Source organism: Bacteroidota bacterium, assembly GCA_008933805.1.
Taxonomy (GTDB): Bacteria; Bacteroidota; Bacteroidia; order UBA8524; family UBA8524; genus SB11.
In genome coordinates, this window is sequence record WBUH01000002.1 from 108,362 (window position 1) to 133,454 (window position 25,093).

The 25,093-nt window shown below is 43.1% G+C and carries 18 protein-coding genes; 8 read left to right on the plus strand and 10 right to left on the minus strand.

All coding sequences use genetic code 11. The annotated features are described in order from the left end of the window. Window positions 1-99: 99 nt before the first annotated feature. The 4 genes from F9K23_02635 to ligA all read right to left on the minus strand — a co-directional run bounded on the left by F9K23_02635 (window position 100) and on the right by ligA (window position 4,253). Window positions 100-396, minus strand: coding sequence for a hypothetical protein (locus F9K23_02635; protein KAB2918058.1), 297 nt, complete (start codon window positions 394-396; stop codon window positions 100-102). After that, window positions 396-1,268: a 4-hydroxy-tetrahydrodipicolinate synthase gene (locus F9K23_02640; protein KAB2918059.1), complete on the minus strand. Its 873-nt coding sequence runs from the start codon at window positions 1,266-1,268 to the stop codon at window positions 396-398. Before F9K23_02640 ends, F9K23_02635 begins: the two co-directional genes overlap by 1 nt. Before the next feature lie 27 nt (window positions 1,269-1,295). Then, window positions 1,296-1,817 carry a hypothetical protein gene (locus F9K23_02645; GenBank protein KAB2918060.1) on the minus strand — a complete coding sequence of 174 codons (522 nt, stop codon included), beginning with the start codon at window positions 1,815-1,817 and terminating at the stop codon, window positions 1,296-1,298. Between the two features lie 357 nt (window positions 1,818-2,174). After that, window positions 2,175-4,253 carry an NAD-dependent DNA ligase LigA gene (gene ligA, locus F9K23_02650; GenBank protein KAB2918061.1) on the minus strand — a complete coding sequence of 693 codons (2,079 nt, stop codon included), beginning with the start codon at window positions 4,251-4,253 and terminating at the stop codon, window positions 2,175-2,177. Window positions 4,254-4,488: 235 nt separating this feature from the next. Between ligA and F9K23_02655 the strand changes: the two genes are divergently transcribed. Then, window positions 4,489-6,222: a DUF642 domain-containing protein gene (locus F9K23_02655; GenBank protein ID KAB2918062.1), complete on the plus strand. Its 1,734-nt coding sequence runs from the start codon at window positions 4,489-4,491 to the stop codon at window positions 6,220-6,222. A gap of 109 nt (window positions 6,223-6,331) precedes the next feature. Further along, window positions 6,332-6,928: a hypothetical protein gene (locus F9K23_02660; GenBank protein KAB2918063.1), complete on the plus strand. Its 597-nt coding sequence runs from the start codon at window positions 6,332-6,334 to the stop codon at window positions 6,926-6,928. A 200-nt stretch (window positions 6,929-7,128) separates the two neighbouring features. On the opposite strand, the gene F9K23_02665 is transcribed toward F9K23_02660, so the two are convergent. Continuing rightward, window positions 7,129-8,139 (minus strand): acyl-CoA reductase, encoded by a 1,011-nt coding sequence (locus F9K23_02665; GenBank protein ID KAB2918064.1) that lies wholly within the window; start codon window positions 8,137-8,139, stop codon window positions 7,129-7,131. 79 nt (window positions 8,140-8,218) lie between these two features. Here F9K23_02665 and F9K23_02670 point away from each other — a divergent pair, with 79 nt between their 5' ends. The 5 genes from F9K23_02670 (at window position 8,219) to F9K23_02690 (ending at window position 13,524) form a co-directional block, all read left to right on the plus strand. After that, entirely contained in the window at window positions 8,219-8,563 is a 345-nt protein-coding gene (locus tag F9K23_02670) for a 4Fe-4S dicluster domain-containing protein (GenBank protein KAB2918065.1), read from the plus strand. A 17-nt stretch (window positions 8,564-8,580) separates the two neighbouring features. Continuing rightward, a complete protein-coding gene (locus F9K23_02675; GenBank protein KAB2918066.1) occupies window positions 8,581-9,333 on the plus strand; it encodes an NlpC/P60 family protein in 753 nt (250 codons plus the stop codon). Window positions 9,334-9,495: 162 nt separating this feature from the next. Further along, window positions 9,496-11,517 (plus strand): hypothetical protein, encoded by a 2,022-nt coding sequence (locus F9K23_02680; protein KAB2918067.1) that lies wholly within the window; start codon window positions 9,496-9,498, stop codon window positions 11,515-11,517. Window positions 11,518-11,522: 5 nt separating this feature from the next. After that, window positions 11,523-12,791 (plus strand): dihydroorotase, encoded by a 1,269-nt coding sequence (locus tag F9K23_02685; GenBank protein KAB2918068.1) that lies wholly within the window; start codon window positions 11,523-11,525, stop codon window positions 12,789-12,791. Between the two features lie 10 nt (window positions 12,792-12,801). Next, window positions 12,802-13,524, plus strand: a complete 723-nt coding sequence (locus tag F9K23_02690) for a hypothetical protein (GenBank protein KAB2918069.1) — start codon at window positions 12,802-12,804, stop codon at window positions 13,522-13,524. A 10-nt stretch (window positions 13,525-13,534) separates the two neighbouring features. On the opposite strand, the gene F9K23_02695 is transcribed toward F9K23_02690, so the two are convergent. The 5 genes from F9K23_02695 to F9K23_02715 all read right to left on the minus strand — a co-directional run bounded on the left by F9K23_02695 (window position 13,535) and on the right by F9K23_02715 (window position 19,439). Continuing rightward, a complete protein-coding gene (locus F9K23_02695; protein ID KAB2918070.1) occupies window positions 13,535-14,419 on the minus strand; it encodes a WG repeat-containing protein in 885 nt (294 codons plus the stop codon). A gap of 16 nt (window positions 14,420-14,435) precedes the next feature. Continuing rightward, entirely contained in the window at window positions 14,436-15,410 is a 975-nt protein-coding gene (locus F9K23_02700; GenBank protein ID KAB2918071.1) for a polyprenyl synthetase family protein, read from the minus strand. 92 nt (window positions 15,411-15,502) lie between these two features. Next, window positions 15,503-17,611, minus strand: a complete 2,109-nt coding sequence (gene rnr / locus F9K23_02705; protein KAB2918072.1) for a ribonuclease R — start codon at window positions 17,609-17,611, stop codon at window positions 15,503-15,505. A 426-nt stretch (window positions 17,612-18,037) separates the two neighbouring features. Beyond that, a complete protein-coding gene (locus F9K23_02710; protein ID KAB2918073.1) occupies window positions 18,038-18,757 on the minus strand; it encodes a hypothetical protein in 720 nt (239 codons plus the stop codon). Then, the gene (locus F9K23_02715; GenBank protein ID KAB2918074.1) at window positions 18,735-19,439 is read right to left on the minus strand and encodes a hypothetical protein; all 705 of its coding nucleotides are present in this window, start codon (window positions 19,437-19,439) and stop codon (window positions 18,735-18,737) included. Before F9K23_02715 ends, F9K23_02710 begins: the two co-directional genes overlap by 23 nt. A 98-nt stretch (window positions 19,440-19,537) precedes the next feature. Between F9K23_02715 and F9K23_02720 the strand changes: the two genes are divergently transcribed. Beyond that, on the plus strand, window positions 19,538-24,973 hold the full coding sequence (locus F9K23_02720) for an alpha-2-macroglobulin family protein (protein ID KAB2918075.1): 5,436 nt from the start codon (window positions 19,538-19,540) through the stop codon (window positions 24,971-24,973). Window positions 24,974-25,093 lie beyond the last annotated feature (120 nt).

Consider the following 25,093-nt stretch of genomic DNA (forward strand, 5'->3'; position numbering starts at 1 on the left):
AACAAAAAACGGCTTAAGCTCATCAGGTAGGTTTAACAATCAAAAAAAAGCCATTGGAGTAGCTGATAACCATCAGTTAGCCGATGGCTTTTCTGTTTCTTACCAACTGAAGGCAGTTACAATCCCTGATACTCCTGAAATAAAAGAGATAACTATTAATGCTAACCGTTGATTATAACTTAAATCAGCATAGTAGTAATCAATGATTTTTAAGTTGACTATGTAGATAAATAGTAAGAATAGCAGTATAGGAATTAATGTTACTACAGCAAACGTAAGGGAAATGAAGTTTGAGCCGCCAAAAATTCTGGCTGTAGCAATAAACCCTAATAAAAACGATTGCCCCATTATTAAAAGGCATTTTAATAATGGGGCAATATATTTTTTAGAGCTCATTAATAATTCTTGGCCAAGTCCAGCAGCTTGTTCTTTACCTCATCGTTTACGGGGTAAAGAGGTAAGCGCACATGAGTACCGCAAATGTTCATGTAGTTAAGCAACTCTTTAATACCGCCCGGACTTCCGTCGGCAAAAATGGTGATGCTTAGATCCAACAGTTTGTAGTGCAGTTTGCGGGCAGCCACAAAGTCGCCTGCAAGGGCAAGGCGCACCATTTCGCTCCAGTCAGCAGGGTAGGCATTAGCAATTACTGAGATTACACCGTCCATACCCGCGCCAATAAGGGGCAGAGTAAGTGCATCATCGCCGCTGATAACCAAAAAGTCATCAGGTTTATTTTTTATAATCGCCATGCATTGCTCCATGTTACCACTGGCTTCTTTCATCCCGATAATATTGGGGTGTTTGGCAAGAGTAAGCGTGGTAGCCGCTGTCATGTTGCTTCCTGTACGTCCCGGTACGTTATACAATATCACGGGAACAGGGCAAGCATCAGCTATGACGGTATAATGGTGTATCAGTCCTTGTTGGTTGGGTTTGTTGTAGTAAGGGCTAACAGATAAAACAGCATCAAAGCCGGTAAAATCAAAATGGGCAATGGTTTCTAAAATTTCGGCAGTATTGTTACCGCCAATACCCATTACCAAAGGCACACGGCCATTGTTTACTCTTTTTATTGTATCAACCACTTGCTGTTTTTCTTGTTTATTCAGGGTGGCAGTTTCTCCGGTAGTACCTAAAATAACGATGTACTCGCATTTACCGTTGATAATGTGGTTGGTAACGTTTTCCAAACCTTCAAAATCAACCTCGTTGTTTGCTTTAAACGGGGTAACAATAGCCACACCCGTGCCTCTGAATTTATTCATGTATCAAATGGTTTTGGGCTGCAAAATTCAGCCAATTTTTTGTAAATAGTGTAATAGTTGGGCAATAAAGTCATTCTCTTTAGTTTCCAACATTAAATCATACGCATCGGCAAAGGTTTGAGAATACCTTCCTACGGTACATTTGGCGGATGATTTCACCATCAGGTAAGGGAAAATAACACTGTTATTAGTGCTGATATTTATTAAATAATCAAACGTAGTATTGAGGTACGACTTTAGGTTGATATGCACCGGCAAACCTGCCCAATTTAGATGGGTGCGGTTAAAATATTCGTTGCCGTAGGCAATGTGCAAGTTGGGAGGAAATTTTTTAGCATTAAAGTACCCCATTAGCAGTACTTCTTTTTTTTGTCCGCGTAAAATTTCGGCCAGTTGCAAGGCGGTTTTTTTCTCAACTTCATTATCCGCATCAAACACAACTCCTATCAATTTGGCTGTTTCCAACGGGGTGAACTTACGGTCGCGGTGTTTTTTCTTTTTCACCTCGGCCTTATAATAGTACAGCCCTATGCGTTGTTTAATGCCCAAGTATGGTGTGTTGTGTGTTAGTACAAATATACGATAAATAGGGGAGGGCGGAAGATTTTGTACTATTCGGTGAAAGAGGGGTTGTATAACTATTTTGCGACGGACATAAAGTCCGCCTCTATTGATGGGATGCGTTCCGAAGGGTTTTAAACCCTTCGGAACGTTATTGTTAAAAGCCCTGAATTTTATATTCGGGGTAATTTTTTCGTATTCAGTTGGTATAAAACAATGAGTACACTCTCAATAGAGACGGGTTTTATACCCGTCTACACGCGACGGATATTCTGACGCTCCCCGACGAGCATAAAGCCCGCCGCTTTTGAGATAGCCTTTTGGTTATATAGCAAGTCTGGTTAACTAACCGCCAATCATTGCCATAAACTCTTGTTCGCTAATGATGGTAATGCCTAAGTCGGTAGCTTTTTTCAGCTTTTCAGGCCCCATTTTATCACCGGCTACCAAGTAATCTAATTTACCCGATACCCCGCTAACATTACGACCGCCGTTGTTTTCAATCAATGCCTTTAGGTCATCGCGACTGATGCTGAAAACACCCGATACCAAGAAACTTTTGCCTTGTAGTTTATCGCTGCGTTCTATGCTGGTGTCTTCTTCAATTTCAAAGCGCAAGCCGTTGTCTTTCATTTTCTGAATGATGGCACGGTTGTTTTCATCACTAAAAAAGCGAACCACATTAACTGCAATACGTTCTCCGATATCATGTATGGCCGACATTTCTTCAACTGTGGCGGCGGCCAATGCGTCAATGTTTTTAAAGTGCTTGGCTAGTTTTTTAGCAACAGTTTCGCCCACCATACGGATACCCAATGCAAACAATAAACGTTCAAAAGGGATTTGTTTTGAAAGCTCAATACCCTTTAAAATATTTTGCACTGATTTCTCCTGCAACGAGCGTTTTTTCTTTTCGCCCAAATCATCACCCACTTCAAACTCAAGTCCAATTAATTGCTCGTAGGTAAGTGTATATAAATCAGCGTAGCTGCTAATCAATCCTTTGTCGTACAATCCGCTGATGGTTTCAGCACCAATACTGCTGATATCCATCGCACGCCGACCGATAAAGTGGTCTATTTTACCCTTTAGCTGTGGCTTACACCCGCTTTCGTTGGGGCAATAATGTATAGCCTCGCCGTCCTTGCGTTGTAACTCAGTGCCGCACTCGGGGCAATGGGTGGCATACATAATTTTAGCAGCATCAGGCTTGCGTTTGCTTTCATCAACACCGGTTACTTTGGGTATAATCTCGCCGCCCTTTTCAACAAATACGGTATCGTTTTCATGCAAGTCAAGGCGGTCAATTTCATCCGCATTGTACAAGCTGGCTCGTTTTACGGTAGTACCGGCCAAAAACACAGGGGTAAGATTGGCAACGGGAGTAATAGCCCCTGTGCGGCCTACTTGGTAGGTAACTTTTTCAAGCAGGGTGGAGGCACTTTCTGCCTTGTATTTAAACGATATCGCCCAACGGGGAACTTTGGCCGTAAAGCCCAACTCTTGCTGTTGCAGGTAGTTGTTTACTTTTAGCACAACTCCATCAATATCATAGCTAAGGTTATGACGTTCTGTATCGTACTTTTTGATGAAGGCTATTACCTCATCCAAGTTGCGGCAAAGTTTATAGTGGTCGCTCACTTTAAAACCCCACTGTTCGGCTTTTTTCAAACTTTCAGCATGAGTTTCAGCAACGGGAGTATCGGCATATATGTAGTACAAAAAAGCATCCAACGGGCGTTTAGCCACCTCCTTAGGGTCTTGCTGTTTCATAGTCCCCGAAGCAAAGTTGCGGGGGTTTTTGTACGAGCGTTCTTTTATCTCGTCTTCATCCAATCCTTTCTCACGCAGTTCGGCAGCCAGTTTATCCTTCAACCGTTCAAAGGTTTTCAGGTGCATAAAAATCTCACCGCGTATTTCAAACTCTTCGGGGTAATCGCCGGGAGGTAATTTGTGTGGGATACTCTTAATGGTTTTAACGTTGTTGGTTACATCATCACCCTGCACACCGTCGCCGCGGGTTACTGCGCGAACCAACTCACCGTTTTTATACGTAATACTGATGGCAAGGCCGTCAAACTTAAGCTCCACCACATACTCAAACCCATCACCGATTGATTTACGAATGCGGTTATCAAACTCCGTCAATTCCTCTTCGCTATAAGTATTCCCCAAACTCATCATAGGGTACTTATGCTTCACCGTTACAAATTCCTTAGTGATAGCTCCGCCTACTTGTTGGGTAGGAGAGTTGGGGTGCATAAACTCAGGATATTCAGCCTCCAGCTTTTCAAGTTCTTTCAATAGAAAATCAAAATCTGTATCGCTGATTACGGGTTGCGAAAGCACATAATAGCGGTAGTTATGGTCGGCCAGTTCGGCGGTTAGTTTATCTATACGTTGTTTAGCTTCTTCGCGGGTCATAGGTGGTTGCAAGTTAAAACAGTTTACAGATTTTTTTAAGCAGACTGTGTTCAAGAAATTAATAGCAAAACCTATATCCAGTTTATATACACGTTTGTACAGTAATTGAACACGTTGGTGAAAACATCCCGAATTGTTTTGGAATAAATGGGAATTTGACAATGCTAACACAACAATGTGTTTTGTGGCCGAAGCTGAAAAGCCTTAATAGAGTAAGCAACTAAACTACCTACCGATGAAAAAACTATTACCAATTAAATTAAATTTTTTATCAGCCTTAGCATTTTTGTTGCTGAGTTCCGTTGCATTTGGACAAAACTTGGTACAAAACGGGAGCTTTGAAAACTCAACCCCTACCGCTTGGAATTCAAACGCTTATTTAGCCTTCACAACTCTTTCATCAACGAGTACTTTAGCCAACTGGACATATGTTGGAGGGGATGTTAATGTACACCATTATACCCATCACAATATGGGATGTCCAGGTGCTGATACGCAACACATTGACTTGAACACCAATGGCATCATACAACAAAAAATTTTAGGGTTAACGCCAGGGGTGAATTATACATTAACTTTTTTCACAAGTGTACATAAGAATTTGATAGGATGTGGGGCTACAACAAGTCAGGCTGCATTCGGCACCATACAGCTTATCCGTTATTTGGATAGTGTTACAGACCTTTCTGTTTCTATGCGGATACCTAAAACAGACACAGGTGTATGGAAACAAAGAACGTATGCCTTTATAGCCACTGCTGATAGTTTAATTTTAAGGTTTAAAGGGGATAGTAGCTGTTACCATTCAGGAGGAATCTTAGTGGATAGCGTTGTGATACGTTCGGTTTGTAATCCCGATTGCGAGGAGGAAGAGGATACCACGGTAGTCTGTCACCCCGAATGCCAAGATCATGATTGGTATGCGGTTGGCACTACTTCAGCCCCAATGTCTCCTACTGATAAAATTTTTCGGATTCAAAATGCGGGTATTGGTACTAACAACCCTATATGGAATTTTAAATTAACGATAGATAACCGCGACGATATCTTTGAGCAAAATAATAACCGCAATGCTATCCACGCCACAGCTATGCATACCAATTGTAGTTTTGGATATGGAATTTTGGTGAACACCAATCCCTTAGCAGGAACCAAAGCACTTGCCATACAAGGTAACGGAATCGACAGAGCTGTGATATACGGTAACGGTAAAAGCTGGTTTAGTAATGTAATGACGTTGGGGGGTAACCCTCCAGGTGATGCTTGCCAAGATTTGCCGTCTGTCCATATTCTTACAATTAATGGTACGGGTTTGATTAACGGAATGAATTTGACTTCTGACAGCAGGTTTAAAACGGATGTAAAACCCATTGAAAAAACCGATGAGATTATTAGTAAGCTAAACCCTGTTGTTTATAAGTTTAAAACAGAGGAGTTTAAGAACAGAAACTTTCCCGAAGGAAATACTTACGGTTTTATTGCACAAGAGTTGAAAGAAGTACTTCCTTATACAGTTACTGAAGAAACCGATGGCTATTTGTCGGTAAACTACATTGCCATTATCCCCGTTCTTACCCAAGCCATTAAAGAGCAACAAGAAAAAATTGAGAAGCTGGAAGAAAAGGTGGCTGTGATGGAAGGCATTAACAAACAACAAGGTACGCTTGAGGGTAGCCCCGAACCTCAAAAAGTAGAGATTAACAAAACTGCCATGTTGATGCAAAACAATCCTAATCCGTTAAGTGATGTAACCTTTATTGATTACTACTTGCCATCAACCACAGTATCAGCGTTTATTAAAGTTACCGATAATAACGGTCGTTTAATTCAGGCATTCCCGATTGAAAAAACAGGGTACGGTCAATTAGAATTAAACTGCTTGAATATGGCAACCGGTACTTACTATTACTCGTTGATAGTGGATAACAACGTGATTGCCACCAAAACCATGTTAATAGCTAAGAACTAGAAAGAGTAGTTAGCCTATGATAGATGCAGGATGCTAAGGGTAACACCTTGCATCCTGTTTTTTGTTTAATGGTATACCGCCCATCAATCGGTTGCGTTAAATTTGTATTATGGGTTTAGATAGCGTCATCTTACTGCAAGAAGTCGAAGATTATTTTGAGATAACGATTCCGAATGATGTTGCTGAAAAAATTGTTACTGTAGGCGATTTTTCAAGCTATGTGCACAAACATATCACGCTTCAAACGGCAGAAAAGTGCAAAACACAAGTACTGTTTTATAAGGTCAGGGAGTTTTTTTGCAATGAGCTTGGACTAAGTAAATCGGAAATAACCCCCCGAACAATTTTAGAAAACATTGTAAAGATTGATATCCGAAAGGATGTATGGGTAAAGCTTGAAAATCACTTAGCATTAAAATTACCTAAACTAAGTAAAGTTGATAGTACTGGTAAACCAGCGATAGTCTATAAGTTTTTTGGATTAAAAAAAGTGAAGTCTGAGGACGGGTTATTTAATCACACCATAGGGGAATTAATAAGCTGGATAACATCACTTAATTATAATACACTTTTCGATAAGAATGGTCTATGCAGTGAAAGGGATGTACAACTGGTACTTTTAGGATTCGTTTCAGAAAAACTTTCAGTGCCTATTGAAGAAGTAAAACTGGAGAGCAGCTTTACCAGTGATTTGGGCATTGACTGATACCTGTATTTACAAATAGGGTCGAAACCCCATTTTGTTAAAATTACCCCATCGGTGCGGACTTAAGTCCGCACTATTTTTTCGTCATTGCGAGGTCTCCCGAAGCAATCCCGCACAATTAAAGCAAACGGATTGCTTCAAAACTCAAAAGCAGTTTCTCGCAATGACGAAGGCTTGCACTTTAACCTGTCGGGAAAAAATCAAATCCCCTTCAAAAATTCAATGGTATTCACCCCGTCAGCATAATCCCACAAGGCAGGATTTTGGGTTTCACCGGGGGCAACCACGTTGCCCAAATCAGCCTCACTTACCACGCACTGTATTTCCTCGGTATGTTCAGCAATAAAAGCCTTAACATCACTCAAATCGTCATAAAAAGTATAGTTAACGGTACCTATGGGGGCGTAAATCTTTTTATCCTCCCTAAACAGCATAAACCCGTTATCAAGGTGGGTATCCATATTCATTAAAAACAACGCACGGTGGTACACGTAGTTGTTTGCATACTTATTATGGTTTATCAAATCGCTATAGGGCAGGGTATTATCAATAAACTTAACAATATCAAACCCTTTGGGCATCCATACTTGGGTAACGTTGCGGCAGCCTTTGCCAAAATACCCTGTAATATCGCCCGCAATCTTAGTAAGCGTTTCGGGGCTTTCATCCCCCGTAAGCACAGCAATACTGTTGCGGTTTTTGCGGATTACATTAGGGTATTTACCAAAATAGTATTCAAAATAGCGGGCAGTGTTATTACTACCGGTAGCTATCACCGCTTCAAGCTTTTCAATACGCTCAGTAGTTTGCAGGTAATTAGCCATTTCAGGATTGGCCTGCACCATAGTAGCGATAAAAAACTGTATCAAAGCTTCGTCTTCGCTGGATGGTTTTATGATAGCACGGTTGCCGGTTATCAATACGCTCAAAATATCGTGCAGCCCTACCAACGGGATATTTCCCGCGGCGATAATACCTACTGTTTTTGGGGCGGGGTTGTTGCCTATTTGCTCGCGCTCAATCCATTGCTGCAAACTTTCGGGCGTAAGTTTCTTACTCCAATAATTCACAGATAAGGCAATGTTTTCAGGCGTAAACCAAGGGTTTGCCACGTATGCCTTGTGCATGGCAATCAAAAGTTCAGCATCATTTTTATCGCTAAATACGCGGCCTGTATAGTGTAATGCGTTTAAAATCTCGTTCAGTTCCATTTTAAATTAAAAAATCAAAGGCTACGCGTTAGGTAAATACCCCCGGCGAGTAGTAATTTTGCAAAAATACAATTTTGCCATGGCTATAATGATAACCGATGAGTGCATTAATTGTGGCGCTTGCGAACCCGAGTGCCCGAATACTGCCATATATGAGGCCGGAGTAATGTGGGCTTACGGCGACGGGAACGAAATTAGCGGTACATTTTTATACGACGGCAAGGAGTTAAACGCCGAAGAAAAGCACGAGCCGATAAATAAAGAAGTATATTACATAGTACCTGATAAATGCACAGAGTGTGAAGGGTTTCACGAAGAACCGCAGTGTGCTGCCGTTTGCCCGGTTGACTGTTGTGTGCCCGACCCCGACCACGTTGAAACTAAGGAGCATTTGTTGACCAAGAAAGAGTGGTTGCACTTATAATACTTTAAACCTTTTTTATGCAAGGCATTTGCACATACTCATCTGTACCCTTACGCGCCGAACCGTCAAGCAAAAGCGAGATGGTTTCGCAATTATTATTTGGTGAGACCTATCGCGTAATAGGCCACGAAAAAAACTGGATGCAGGTGGTGTGCGATTTTGACGACTACCAAGGCTGGTTGCACGAAAACCAGTTTGTAGAGGCAAAGCCAAGCGAAGGCCAAAAAGTACTGCTGAACAGTGCTTTGGGCGAGTTGGTTCATAGCAATGAACACATCCGACTTTCGATGGGTTCGGTAATACAGATAAATGATGCCGGACAAGCCCTACACAACGGTAAGTTGTGGGAGGTGAGGGGAGAAGTTCGCAGTGCCGTTACCACCCCCAACCGTGATGTTATGACGGGCGATGCGTTGCAATTTGTGAACACCCCGTATTTGTGGGGTGGTCGCGCTATTTGGGGCATCGACTGTTCAGGTTTCACACAGGTGATTTATAAACTGAACGGATTATCATTGATGCGGGATGCCTATCAGCAAGCATCTCAAGGACAAACACTATCGTTTTTGGATGAAACCGAACCGGGCGACCTTGCCTTTTTTGACAATGAGGACGGCAAGATAGTACACGTGGGCATTCTGCTCGATTCTCGTCGTATTATCCATGCAGGCGGCTGTGTTCGCATTGATAAAATTGACCAAGAAGGCATTTTTAATGTGGATACCGGCCGCTACACCCACAAACTACGCTTAATTAAAAAGATAGTATAGAGTAGGTTTTTAGTGTTTAGTGGTTGGTGTTTAGGGATTAGGGATTGATGATTACCAACCATCAACTACCAACTACCAACCATCAACTAATCCCCAAACCCAAAGCAACATTTTACTTTTACAGCCGTTCATGTATTAACAAAAACACTATTTTTGACCCTAATGAGTTGGTTGTACCCGTTGTTTTTCGCTGCATTGGCATCCATTGCCATCCCTATCGTTATACACCTATTCAATTTCAGGCGATTCAAACGCATTTATTTTACCAACGTGGCTTTGTTGCAAGAAGTGCAGCAAGAAACACGTTCGCGCCGTAACCTAAAGCATATTTTGGTATTGATGGCGCGCATCTTTGCCATTGTATTTATTGTACTGGCGTTTGTGCAGCCCTTTATTCCCGCTACTTCGGGGGCGGCAAGGCAAGGCGTTTCAGCAGTAAGCGTGTACGTAGATAATTCTTTCAGCATGAGTAGCGTGGGCAATGAGGGAGAGCTGTTTCAGGCAGCCAAAAACAAAGCCCGCGATATTGCAAACGCCTATTCTTCAACCGATTTGTTTCAACTGCTAACGGCTGATTTTGAAGGCAAACACCAACGATTAGTAAACCGTGAAGAATTTTTACGGATGATTGACGAATTGCAGGTATCGCCTGCCTCACGAAAACTGAGCGAGATAATTGCCCGCCAAAAAGAAGCCCTTAACAAAGACCCGATGGCCAATAAAACAGCCTACGTGTTGTCTGATTTTCAGCAAAACATGGTGGATGTTGAGGCCGTAAATACCGATACTACCATACTTACCGAGCTGGTGAAACTGGAAGGTAACCCCAAAGCCAACCTAAGTGTTGACTCGGCGTGGTTGCTAACTCCTTATGTGCAGGCCAATCAAACCGCACAACTGATGGTGCGTGTTAAAAACTTCGGCGATGAGCAAGAAAACATTCCGCTCACCCTAAAAATAAATAACATTCAAAAAGGGTTAGCCAATTTTAGCATTGGTAAAAACGAAACCAAGGATATTGAACTATCGTTTACCGCCACTACTTCGGGTTGGCAAAATGCTGAATTGGCGGTGATGGACGACCCCATCACGTTTGACGATAAGTTGTTTTTTGCCTTTGAGGTGAAACAAGAGATAAACATCCTTGCCATATCCCCCGAAGGGCCTTCAAAGTTTATCGGGGCGGTGTACGGCAAGATTGATGCTTACTACAAGCTAACCGAGGTGAGCGACAAACAACTGGATTATTCCTCCTTCTCAAAATACACGCTGATTGTTTTAAACGGAGTTAAAACTGTTTCAAGCGGGCTAAGTGCCGAACTGGGTAAGTTTGTAACCGCAGGCGGTTCATTGGTGGTGTTTCCTGCCGCTGATAAAGTTGTTGATAGAAGCGTAAACGATTTTTTAGGCTCAATAGGGGCAAGCCCTTTGCAAGCCTATATGGAAGCCAACCAACGTGTTGAGGGGCTTACGGTTGCCCACCCCTTATTCAGGCATATTTTTGAGAAAACGGGCGACAATATGGATAAACCTGTATTGCAAAAATACTTTGTAACCCAAGCCAGTGCCGGCGAACCTATTATGCGTTTGCAAAGCGGTCAAAGTTTCCTTACCCATTATACCAATGCCGCAGGCCATGTGTACTTGTTTAATTCGCCTCTAAACGGCGAGTGGAACAACTTTGCCACCCATGCACTGTTTGTTCCCATCATGCTCAACATGGCATTAAACAGCGTGCAAAGCCCTGATTTGTTCTATACCATCGGCAACGGGCAATTAGTGCGTTTAAACCTCGCCGCAGGCAAAGACCAAGTATATAAACTGAAGTTAGACAAGGCGGAGTTAATACCCCAGATGGTGGTAAAAGACAACAAGCTGAATCTTGCCGCCGGCCCTGAGTTGAAACAACCCGGAAATTATGCGTTGGAAAGCGGAGGGCAGGATGTAGGTGTTAGGGTAGCGTTTAATTACAACCGTAATGAATCGGCAAACACGTACTTTACCGAAAAAGAATTAGAAGAGCAGATAAAAATACAAGGCATTAAAGTATTGAAAAATACCCCCAAAGGCATACAGGCAGCCATTGTTGAGGCTGATAAAGGGGTGCAATTATGGAGGTATTGTATCATGATGGGCTTGTTTTTCCTTTTATGTGAAGTATTATTGCTAAGATTTTTAAAGTAGCCGTAATGCACCTGCTGATAAAAAACACCACAGTATCACAACCCAACAGCCCATTAAACGGCAAAACCCAAGATATTTTAATAGAAAACGGCAAGATAAAGTCCATTGTAGCCGCCAATACTGCTCAGTCCGATGGGGCAACGGTAATTGACGGTACGGGTACGTATACTTCCGTTGGTTTTATGGATATGCGCGCTCAATTTGCCGACCCCGGTTTTGAGCAGCGCGAAGACATACAAAGCGGATGCAAAGCTGCCGCCGCAGGCGGTTTCACAGGGGTGGCTGTATTGCCTTCTACCCAGCCGCCCGTACACTCAAAATCAGAAGTCGAATACATACTTAGCAGAGCCAAAGGGCAGGTAACCACCGTGTACCCAATGGGCTGCATCACCCATAAACGCGAAGGAAACGAACTGGCTGAGATGTATGATATGCACACGGCAGGGGCGGTAGCCTTTAGCGACGGTAATAGAGCCATTGCCGATAGTGGATTAATGAGCCGTGCATTGCTGTACACCAAAGGTTTCAACGGTTTGTTATGCGTTCACCCCGAAGATAGCGGCCTTGCCAAAGGCGGTCAGATGAACGAGGGGATAGTTTCTACTCGTTTGGGTATGAAAGGCGTTCCCAACCTTGCCGAAGAGCTGATAGTGAAGCGCGATATTGAATTGGCACGTTACAACAACTGCCGCGTTCATTTTTCGCACATCAGCACCGCAGGTTCGGTTGAATTGATACGCAAAGCAAAAGCCGAAGGCTTGCAGGTAACTGCCGATGTTTCTATAGCCCATCTTGTTTGGACGGATGAAGTATTGGAAGAATACGACAGCAATTTTAAACTTACCCCGCCTTTGCGTACGCAAACCGATGTTGATGCTTTGATAGCAGGCGTTAAAGACGGAACGATAGATGCCGTTTGCACCGACCATAACCCGCAGGACGCTGAAAATAAAGTACTGGAGTATGAATATGCTACGCCCGGTATGCTGGGTCTGCAAACCTTTTTACCCCTTGCACTCACCCTTGAAAAAACAATAGGTTGGGATACCTTGCTGAAAGCAGTTACCGAAAATCCCCGCAGGATTTTAGGAATTGAAGCTGCTACCATTGCTGAAGGGCAGCCGGCAAACCTTACTGTATATTCACCCACTGCTAAGTGGACGTTTGATAAAAGCACCAACTACTCAAAATCGGTAAACTCGCCGCTGTGGGGCAATGAACTTACAGGCAAGGTAGTAGTTACCGTTAACAACAATAATTTTCTCCAATTTTAAATACAACACAATGGAAGCACGGATTTTTGCGCCTATTAAAGATGCCTTACAGGCAATGGTAGCGGGTTTTATAGAGGGAGGTAAGAAAGACGGTCTTACTATTGATGAAGACCAACACCAATCGTTTTTGAATGAATTGGTTACGGCTTTTTCACAGATAGACGGTTTTGAAACCAAGATGAACAATGTGGACGGAGTGTTTGAGCGATACCCTGCATTTGCACCTATTGGTGAGTTTTGCTTTGATTTGCTGATGATTAACTTCTTTACGGCAGACGCTAAAGATTTGGAAGACGGCTACCTTGAATCGCAGGAATGGCTGGATATAGAAGAGAAAACCCTTGACAGAGGCACGGAGTTTTTAAACATCCTGCTGTATATTAATGAGTGCAAAGAGGTTGGTGCAGATATTTCACTGGATGATTTTCTGAAAGAGTTTTTGCTTACCGAAGACGATTTGTACCAAGAGGAGTATGTGATATACGAACCGATTATTAAAAACCAGCATTTAGTTGACGCAAGCATAAAAGACATTGTAAATGCGGCTGAAAACATGGCTGATAGCGAGGTACAAGAAATATTTGTGCCCCTGATGGCTTATTTTAGTGATAGCGAAAGCTACGCTGAACGCTTACTACAAATACTCACCTTGTCTGAAAACAAATCTGTTGATGCTGCCTTGTTTATGGCGTTGAACGGGTTTACCAACAGCTTGGACAACTTAGCAGAATAAAAGGAAGCAGTTATTGCGCTGCCTGCCAGATTATAGTCCCCTTTTTATTGATATACGCATACCCTTTCGTGGTTTCAACTAACGCATGGTTGTAGCGGAAGCGTGCGCTTCTGTCAAACTTAAAATCAATAGTTACAGTACCTTTGGTGTCTATAAAACCCCACTTGGCAAAGTCTTTTTCTACACAGGCCAAACCGCCGCTAAATTCGCGTGCGCCTGAGTATTGGTAATCCACCACAACTTCCCCTTTTTTATTTATAAAGCCCCACTTATCGTTTTTACGTACAGGGGCAAGGCCGTTGGCAAAAAAGCCTGCGCGTTCAAAACTGTCTTTAATCACTTGTGCACCTTTAGTATCAATATACGTCCACTTACCTGCAAAGTTCTTTTGCACGGCTATCAATCCTTCACCCACTTGGGTTAGGTCGTTATATTCAGGCTGAATTACCCATTGGCCTTTTTTATCAATCAGCCCCCACTTGCCTTTGGTTTGTGCTTGCGCAAATCCCTCAGAAAACTCATAGCACAACTGAAACTTCGGCTCGATAACGGTTTTACCTTCTTTGTTTATGTAGCCCCACTTGCCGCCTGTATTCACACGGGCAAGCCCTTCGCTAAAATCACCTGCACCATCAAAAACAGTACTTATTACTATGTCCATCTTATCATTAATGAACACGTACCTAAAGCCTTTGTTATTGTTGTGCACTACACTTGCCAACCCCTCGCTAAATTGGTTTCCCATAGTAAATGCGGGGGCTATTACCTCAGCACCAAAACTATCAATATAGCCGGCCATACCCTCTTTAATCACCATTAAACGGTTAGCATCGGTTTGAGCATTTAATGCACCTGTAAGTGCCAAAGCAATAGTTAAAAGGGTGTTTTTTTTCATAAAGAATATTATCGTATTAACTAACTCGGGTGCGTATCCATTCGCAAAAATCGTGCAGGTATTTTTTGTTTTCAGCGGGCATATCAATCGTTTCCAATAGATTGTATGCTTCCGTAAAATAGCTTTCACTTTTTTGGGTAGCCAGTTCTTTTATGCCTAATGTGTTGTAGATGGCGGTTACGGCCGTTACCTTTTCAGCTGGTATAAAATCCGAAACGTTAATCCAGTGGGTTAATTGCTGTTTAGTTTCACCTTCGGCCAGTTCAAGGGCTTTTATCAATAAATAGGTTTTTTTATTACTGATAATATCACCTCCGGCCTGCTTGCCCACCTTTTCATTATCACCAAACACATCCAGCACATCGTCCATTAACTGAAACCCGATACCTACCAACTCCCCAAAACGATAGATGTTTTTTGCCCCCTCGGGGGTTGCATTTGCCATCATTGCTCCGGTTTGCAGCGCGCAACCTAATAATACAGCCGTTTTAAGGCGTATCATTTCAATGTATTCCGCTTCGGTAACATTCTCACGGCCTTCAAAATCCATGTCTTGCTGCTGGCCTTCACATACCTCAATCGCTGTTTGATTAAAAATATCTAACAGAGGTTTTTGTAGAGAAATATCAGCATCGCGCACCAAATCAATGGCTTTTATCAGCATTAAGTCTCCGGCAAGTATCGCCGTAGGCTCGTTCCACTTTACGTGTACAGTGGGTTTTCCTCTGCGCAATGGAGCTACGTCCATAATATCGTCGTGCATCAACGTAAAGTTGTGAAACACCTCAATGCCCAACGCTTGTTTCAACGCAGTGTCCATAGCGCCGCCAAACAGTTCGCAACCCATAAGGGTGAGCACAGGGCGCATACGCTTACCGCCTAAAGTAAGGATGTAGTTTAAAGGCTCGTAAAGGTTGTTAGGATTTCCCGTAAACGGGCGTTTTTCAATTTCGCTGTTAATGTAGGAAAGGTACTCTTCGTATGGGCGCATGAGGCAAAGATACATTTAGATGTCAATAGTCGGCGGTCAACAGTCCATAGTATGTTTTTACTAAGGACTGTTGTCTGCGGACGGATGACCAATTAAACCATTGCAAAATCAATTTGACGTTTTACAGGGTCGGTCTTTTTAACCTTCACCATCACAGGGTCGCCCAAACGGTATTTGCGTTTGCTGCGTTTGCCTATAATGGCTTGCTCTTTCTCGTTAAACTCATAAAAATCATCAAACAAGGTGTTCAGACGTACCATGCCTTCGCATTTGTTTTCAATAATTTCTACATAAATACCCCATTCGGTAACGCCGGAAATGATGCCGTTAAACACACGACCAATAGCGGTTTGCAGGTATTCAGCTTGTTTATATTTTACAGAAGCACGTTCAGCGTCGGCCGCTTTTTGCTCCATTTGGCTGCTGTGTTTGCAGCGTTTTTCCCATTCTTGCGAGGGTTTTTCGCTGCCTCCTTCAAGGTATTTTTCAAGCAAACGGTGAGTTAGCAAATCGGGGTAACGGCGGATGGGGCTGGTAAAGTGACTGTAAAAGTCGAACGCCAATCCGTAGTGCCCTGTTTTCTGAGTAGTGTACACCGCTTTCGACATGGTACGAATGGCCATGTTTTGCAGGATACCTTGCTCAGGCTTTCCTTCGGTGGCAGCCGTAAGCTCATTTATAGATTTAGTAATGGCTTTGTGCGAATCTAACTTTAAATGATACCCGAAACGTTTTGCAAACATTGAGAAATCTTGTAGCTTTTTATCATCGGGGGCATCGTGCACGCGGTACACAAACACGTTGGGGTCTTTTTGTTTTGGTGTACGGTATTTGTAACCGTATTCAGCCACCTTACGGTTGGCCAGCAGCATAAACTCCTCAATCAGTTTGTGGGCATCTTTACGTTCTTTCTTATAAACGCCCAAGGGCTTTCCTTTTTCGTCAAGGTTAAATTTCACCTCTTCGGTTTCAAAATTTATAGCCCCTTGCCTAAAGCGTTCTTCTTTCAGCTTTTTGGCAATGTTGTTCAGTATAATCAGTTCTTCGGCCAAATCACCCTCGCCGCTTTCTAAACGGTCTTGGGCTTCTTCGTAGGTAAACCTGCGTTGTGAGTGTATTACGGTTTTGCCAATCCACTGGTTAATAATCTGCCCCTTATCGTTCATTTCAAAAACGGCAGAAAAGGTCAGTTTATCTTCATTAGGGCGGAGTGAACACACCCCGTTGCTCAACATTTCAGGCAGCATGGGGATGGTACGGTCAACCAAATACACTGATGTGGCGCGATTAAACGCATCTTCGTCCAGTTTTGTGCCCGGCCTTACATAGTGTGAAACATCGGCAATGTGTACCCCAATTTCAAAGTGGCCGTTATCAAGGCGTTTGAACGATAAAGCATCGTCAAAATCCTTGGCATCGGCAGGGTCAATGGTAAAAGTGAGCGTATCCCTAAAATCGGTACGTTTCTTAATCTCGTTTTTGCTAATGGTAGTAGGTATTTTTTCAGCCTCTTTTTCTACCTCTAACGGAAACTCAACAGGGAAACCGAATTCAGCAACAATAGCGTGCATTTCGGTATCGTTTTCACCCGGTTCACCCAATACGTGGGTAATCTTTCCAAAAGGATTTTTAGCTTCTTCAGGCCAGTCCGTTAGTCGGGCAATTACTTTTTGTCCGTCAAGTGCTCCGTTCAGGTGTTCATTCGGGATAAAAATATCGGCATACATCCGCTTATCATCGGGCACCAAAAACGAGAAGTTTTTATTACGCTGCAATGTACCCACGTAATCGGTTTTGCTGCGGTGCATCACCTCAAGCACAAAGCCTTCGGGGCGTTTGCCTTTTTTGCGCGCATACAAGGTAACCGCAACACGGTCGCCGTTAAGAGCATGGTTTAAGTCGTTAACCGAGATAAAAATATCTTCTTCGCCTTCGTCGGGTACAAGGTAAGCAGCCCCGCGTTGGGTAACCTCAAGCACGCCTTCAATGGTGTTCATGGGGTTATCGTAGTGGTATTTTCCACGTTCAGCTTCACTAATCTTCCCGTCTTTTTTCAGCTCTTCTAATAATTGAATAACGTTTTTGTTTATTTTTTCGATACCCAGCCTTGCGCTTACTTGCTTGTGGTTCATCAGGCGGGTAGGATTGTCTTTAAATACTTGTAGTATAAGAGGTTTTAGGTCTTTTTTAGAATATGCCATTTGTAATGGTAGTTTGAAATAAAAATAATGTAAGATGTTTTCGCAACATCAATGTAATAATATACAATGATACTGTTTTGTTTTGACGTTAAAAAATAAGCCGTATTGTGTAATAGTTAAAGTTGGTTGTAGTAATAGCAGATGCAGGATAGCTAATCATAAATGGAAAAGTTACCCCGAATATAAAATTCAGGTTTTTAGCGAGTAATGCCCCGAAGGATTTAAAACCCTTCGGGACGCAGCCCTCAACAGCGGCGGGCTTTATACCCGTCGGATAATAGGGCTACTTCAAAAGTGAGTTTAAGGGGGCTGTTTACCACAACAGGTTAAAACCTATCGTTTTTGTAATTACCCAATCCGTGCGGACTTAAATCCGCACGGATTGGGTAATTTTAACAGAATGGGGTTTCAACCCTGTGTTTTAGTTTATTCACTCTTACCCAGCAAGTACAGTGCACCCACTCTAAAATCAAACAGGTTTATATCCATACCAAACGAAGAATTGCTGCTGCGCTCAATTACCCCTTTCTTTTCGGGCTGCCAGGTTTGCGAAAAATACAGGTTACCCAAATCAAAAGTAAGTTGCCAGCGTTTACTTAGCACAACATACACACCGGGGTTTATATTAACGCCAAGGGTATAAAACGGGTATTTAATTTTGGTATCGCTTTTCACGGTATCATTTTCAACAAAGTACTCATCGCGGCGCACATACGTACCTGACAACATTACTTGCCCCTGAAGAAAGAAGCCCACCCTTTCGGTACCTTTTATGTACCAGCGGGTGCCCGCCCCAACACCAATGTTGGTGGCATTGGCAAGGGTTTCGCGGATATCTTTACCACCTGTGGTAGTACCTGCCTCATAATTGCGCTGCAAGGTGCTGTAGTTTATCCCAACCACGCCGTAGGTATAAAGCTTGTTGGTAATAAACTGCCCTGTGTGCACACGGAAATTGAACCCCGTGCCCAGCTCTTCTGAGAAATTATTGCTTGAATTGCTTTGTGCATTGCGGGAGTTAAGAAATGAAAAATCACCCCCTACAGCCCAACGTCCTTTATACATTTGCGCTCCTGCTTGCGATGCAAACAAACAGCTAAGTACTACAATTAATACACGCATTTTAGTTATCATTTTTTGTGCCATCAGAAATTATTAAGTAATTAACCCCGATAAAAAAGCCTTTAGCTACCGACGAGAAATCGACAATTACTCTATTTCGGCTGCTTAAAGGTGTGTTTTGGCGGATGGTTTTTTGGTAATTGTAGGTAATAGAAAAAGGCTGGTAACCTGCCGAAACCGATAAGTGCGGCAACACAAAATATTGTATTCCGGTTGAGATTTTCCCGTCTACGTAGCGGTCTCTATCTTGTCGGGGTTTGTCGTCAGCAAAAAGAGTAGATAATTTATCTCCCCTGATAAGAGAACCCCAGTTAACGCTTACCGTATTCACCCAATATAAACGGTCGCTAAGAGGGAGGTAATACGACGAAAACAAACCCATGCCCAGTTCCAACTCGTAGTATTGGCTTTTTAAACGGTATGAGTTGCCCAATGAGTCGAGCACAGTGTACGTATCACTGGTTCCGGTATAGTTTACATTGGTACCGAAACCTACCAACAACCTTGGGGTAAAAAACGCCCCTATGCGGGGAGCAAACTTCAAGGTAGTTTGTCCGTCAATACCTGTAGAAGCAGTGGCGGGCAGTTGAGACTTTTGTCTCCCAAAGGCCAAATTTCCGCCCAGCATAAAGTCGCCTTTCTTTACTTGGCTACTTACACTAATGCTCACACTAACAAGCAGTAACACGAGATAAACTTTTTTCAAATTCTTTAAAATATTTATGAGAAACCATACAATAATAACACTACTCACAACGCTTTTTTCATAACTTACACCCACTTTCAACACTTCTGCACCGCCCTATGATTAACAAATTAAATGCCTTATTTATTGCCCTTTTGGTGGCAACTCTTTTTTCGTGTTCGCGCAACCCCATCAACATGGTAAGTTACGTGAAAAACTTCGGCGAAGAAATACAAACCCAGCAAAACCTTATTTTCTCCTTTAACCATGACGTAGTGGATGAGACGAGTGTTGGTAAATGGGATTCTACCGAGTACATACAGCTATCGCCAAAAGTTGAAGGACGTTTTAGGTGGGCAAGCCGCCGCGAACTGGTGTTTTCTCCTGCTAAGGGCTTTAAACCCAGTACTGAATACAAGGCGGAGTTTTCAAAAAAAGTGTTGAAAAAGGCTGAAAACAAAAAGCTGTTTATCGGCAAGGAGTATGAAGCGGTAAAGTTTCATACCGAGTATTTACAGCCCGATGCCATCAGTGCTTTTTGGGCTAAAGGTAAGGACGGAAACGGCATTATGATTCGTTTGGGTGTTAATTTTAATTATGAAGTTGACCCTGCACAGTTGAAAAGTTTGATGAAGGTGAGTATAGGCGGCACCGATGCTTCGTTTACACCGGATAACACCACACCCGGAAAAGAGTTGTTTTTTACCATCAACGGTTCGCCGTTTGGTAAAGAGCAATCATTAATTGTGGTGAAGTTTATGAAAGGGGTGAAGTTGGCAACCGGCGATTATACCACCGACCAAGAGCATGAATTATCCCAAGTACTTGCTTCACGCTATGATTTGGTAATTCAGAATGTGGAGAGCGGTTTTAAAGATAACAAAGGGTTTGTACGGGTAATTACATCGCAAGAGATTGATGCTACGGCACTGGATAAAGCATTTACGCTTGACCCGAATGTGACCAACAAAGCCGAATTGACCGAAAATGGGGTGTTGATTACAGGTGATTTTTTGATAAACAACACCTACTCGCTGATACTTAAAAAGGAATTTTTTAAAGGGGCGTTGGGTGGAGTATTAAAAGCCGATTCACGCCACGAAGTATTTTTCGGTGAGATGCCGCCCAGCATTAGTTTCAGTAGTAAAAAAGCCATTTACCTAAGTAAATCGGGCAGTCGCAACATTGGGATTAACATCGTAAATGTGCCCGAGGTACAGGTTAAAATCATAAAAATATACGAAAACAACATACTGGCCTATATGCGGGGCAATAGTTACGGCTATTACGATTATTATTACGAGGAAGAGTATTATAATAGCGACCGTTCGTACGATATGGACCACGGTGGCCAGTACAGCAGCGTAGTATCAGAGCGCACCATAAAAACCAGCGATTTACCCCGTATAAACGGTATTGCCACCCTAAACCTTGATATGCCCCAAATTGATGAGTTTAAAGGCATATACGTGGTACAGGTGTCCTCAAAAACCGATTATTATTTAAATGCCAGCAAACTGGTTTCGATATCAGACATTGGGGTGATAAGCAAACAAACCGAAAACGATTTGTTTATCTACACCAACTCAATTCTTACGGCCAAACCTTTGGGCGATGTAGAGGTACACATTATCAGCAACAACAATCAAGATGTGTTTACCGTAAAAACCGACAGCAAAGGGTTTGCTGTGGTAAAAGATTTTAAGGATAAGATGCGCCATTTTAGCCCTGCAATGCTAACCGCACGGTTGGGTGATGACTTTAACTATATGTTGCTGAGTCAGACTGGGGTTGAAACCTCGCGGTTTGATGTAGGCGGAAAGCGCGAGCATCCTTCGGGGTGGGATGTATTTATTTACGGCGACAGGAACATATACCGTCCCGGCGAGAAGGTGTATTTTAATACCATTGTGCGCAACACCAAGTGGGAGCCTGTGGCCGATGTGCCTTTGAAGGTTAAATTGGTAATGCCCAACGGAAAAGAGTACACCAGCCTACGCAAAAACACCAACGGGCAAGGCTCTGTAGACGGGGCTTTTGATATTGCGGCATCTGCCGTTACAGGCAGCTACACTATTGAGGTGTATAACGGTAACGATGTGTTGCTGAACTCAAGAAGCATAGGGATTGAGGAGTTTATGCCCGACCGTATTAAATCGACTCTTACACTTAATAAACCGTACTATAACCTAACCGATAAAGTAATTGCCAGCATTGAGGCGGTGAATTACTTTGGCCCGCCCGCGGCAAACCGTAACTACGAGATGGAATTACGACTAACTCGTAAGGATTTTAGCCCTAAAAATTACAGCGACTTTAACTTTAACGTTAGCGCCAAACAAAACTTTATGGAGAACCTGCGCGAAGGGAAAACCAGCGATGCAGGGTTGGGCTCACAAACGTTTGAACTTGATGCCGCCTATAAAGACATGGGCTTGCTGGAAGGTACTGTGTTTGCTACTGTTTTTGATGAGAGCGGCCGCCCGGTGAACCGCAGCAAACGGTTTGATATTGTTACCCAACCTGTGCTGTACGGTATTAAGTTGGACGATTATTACCTGAAAACCCACGAACCTATGCAGGCCAAACTGGTAGCGGTGGATAGGGACGGTAAGCTGGTGGCTAACGCAAAAGGATTAGTGCAGGTAGTACAATACGAATGGCAATCAGTGCTTACAAGGGGTTATAACGATAATTTTTATTACACCTCTAAACGGGTAGAAAAGGTAATGGAGAGCAAAACCATTGGGTTTGGCAAGGGTGAGACGATATTTACCTACGTTCCGCCTGTATCTGGCTCGTATGAAATACGGGTGATGCGCGAAGGTGCAGAACGTTATGTGGCGTATGATTTTTATGCTTACCGCTGGGGTGCCACCCTTACCACATCGTTTGATGTGAGTACCGAGGGTAGCGTGGATATTGTATTTGATAAGGAAAAATACGAGGTGGGCGATAAAGCCAAAGTACTGTTTAAAACACCGTTTGTAGGGAAACTATTGGTTACCATTGAACGCAACGGCATTTATGATTACCGTGTAATTGAAACCGATAAAAAATCGGCTGAGATTGAACTTCCGGTTAAAGAAGACTTCTTACCCAATGTTTACATATCAGCCACACTGATAAAACCTCTTACCAACAGCGGAGTGCCCCTAATGGTAGCGCATGGCTACGGTAATTTATCGGTAGAAAAGAAAAGCACCATACTGCCTGTGGCTATTACTGCGGTAGAGAAATCACGCTCAACTACCAAACAAAAGATTACGGTAAAAACCAAAGCCGAAGCAGGCATACAAGTTACGCTGGCCGTCGTTGACGAGGGTATATTAGCCCTTAAAAACTTCCCCACTCCTGACCCGCACGGGCATTTTTATGCCCGCCGAGCCCTTGAGGTAAACAGCTACGATTTATACCCCTTCTTGTTTCCTGAAATATCAAGCCGAAGCACTACAGGTGGTGATGGTTACGACCTTGAAAAAAGGGTGAACCCGTTAAGCAATAACCGCGTGAAACTGGTAGCATTTTGGAGCGGAGTACTTACTACCAACAGTAACGGGGAAGTAACCTATGAGGTGGATTTACCCAAGTTTAGCGGCGATTTGCGCATTATGGCCGTTGCGTACAAAAACGGGAACTTCGGTTCAGGCAGTAAGAATATGAAAGTAGCCGACCCCTTGGTGGTTACCAGCGGTTTGCCTCGTTTCTTCTCTCCCGGTGATGAAATACAAATGCCTGTAAACATTAGCAACACTACCGCTAAAAATGCAAACGCCAAAGTAACCGTGAGCATAACAGGGCCGGTACAAGCAATGGAGGGGGCAAATGAAAACGTTACCATAACGGCCAATAAAGAAAACTTGGTGGTATTTAAACTAAAAGCACTGCCCCAAATAGGCAATGCTAAAATCAAAGTATCCGTACAAGGCTTGGGCGAAACCTTTGTGGATGAAACCGAAATCACCGTGCGGCCATCCACCTCGCTACTGAAAAGTACTCTTTCGGGAACCATGAAACCGGGCGAGACTAAAAACTTGGAACTCAACCCCGATTATATTCCGTCGTCAATAGCAACCAAACTGGTAGTTAGTAAAAACCCGATGGTTGAGTTTATTGATAAATTCAGCTATTTGGTGGGGTACCCTCACGGTTGTGTGGAGCAAACGGTATCAGCGGCCTTCCCTCAACTATACTTTGCTGATTTTATGAAAAACTCAGCCATGAAAAACCGCACTTTGCTAAGCAGCGGTGAGGATGACCGCAACCCTGAATATAACGTGCGCCAAGCCATTATTAAATTGCAAGGTATGCAACTGTATAACGGAGGTATGAGTTACTGGCAGGGCGGGTATGAAGAATCGTGGTGGGGTAGTATTTATGCGGCACACTTCTTAATTGAAGCCGAGAAAGCAGGGTTTGATGTAGATAACAACGTGCTCGACCGTTTGCTGGATTATATCACCTATAAAACAGGCAATAAAGAGTTGGTAGAGTACCGCTATTATACAGGCGAAAACTATGTATACAAAAAGTACGCCTCTCGCGATGTGATATACAGCTTGTATGTGCTAAGCCGCGCGGGTAAACCCAACCGCTCGTTGCTCAACTACTACAAAGGCAACAAAGATGTGCTTACTACCGATTCGCGTTATATGTTAGCAGCGGCCTACGCGCTTATCTCAGATAAGGTATCGTTTAATGAAATGCTGCCCAACGAGTTTGTGGAGTATGACCCCACCAAAGCCACCGGCGGTAGTTTCTATTCGCCCGTGCGTAACCTTGCTATATCGTTACACGCCTTGGTTGAAAGCGATATCAACCATAAGCAAATACCCGCCATGGCGCGTAACCTTACCCAACAATTAAAAACAGGATATTATTTAAGCACCCAAGAACTTTCGTTTGGCTTCCTTGCATTGGGTAAGTTGGCGCAAAACGCAAACAAGTCTGATGTATCAGCCATCATTAAAATTGATGGTAAAACCGTTGGAAACTTCTCAAACAAAGATTTGGTATTGGATAATGCGGTGTTGGGTAACAAAGAAGTAAGCATCACATCTTCGGGCACAGGAACTTTGTATTATTACTACGAAATGGAGGGAATAAGCGCAACGGGCAAATACGACCAAGTAGATAACTTCTTGCGGGTACGTAAAGAGTTTTTCGACCGCTTCGGCAACAAACTATCAGGTACCACCTTCAAGCAAAACGAGTTAATTGTTGTGCGTATTTCAATAGCGGCACTGAATAATATGGACATTGATAATGTGGTGGTAACGGATATGCTGCCCGCAGGGTTTGAAATTGAGAATCCGCGCATTACCGAGGGACGTGATTATGAATGGACACAAAACCGTGCTTATACCCAACACTTTGATGTACGCGACGACCGTATAAACTTTTACCTGAACCCTGATAACAGGGAGCAGTATATTTACTACACGGTGCGGGCGGTAACCAAAGGTAAATTTATAATGGGGCCTGTTGGTGCCGATGCGATGTATAACGGCGAGTACCGCTCATACAACGGAGCCGGAACCATAACGATACAATAGGGGAGAGACACCCAAAATATCACAATGTAAAAGGCATGAAGTTCAGACTTCATGCCTTTTTTGATTGTGAACCTCAATAGAGACGGGTTTTACACCCGTCTAACCCCGACGGACATCACA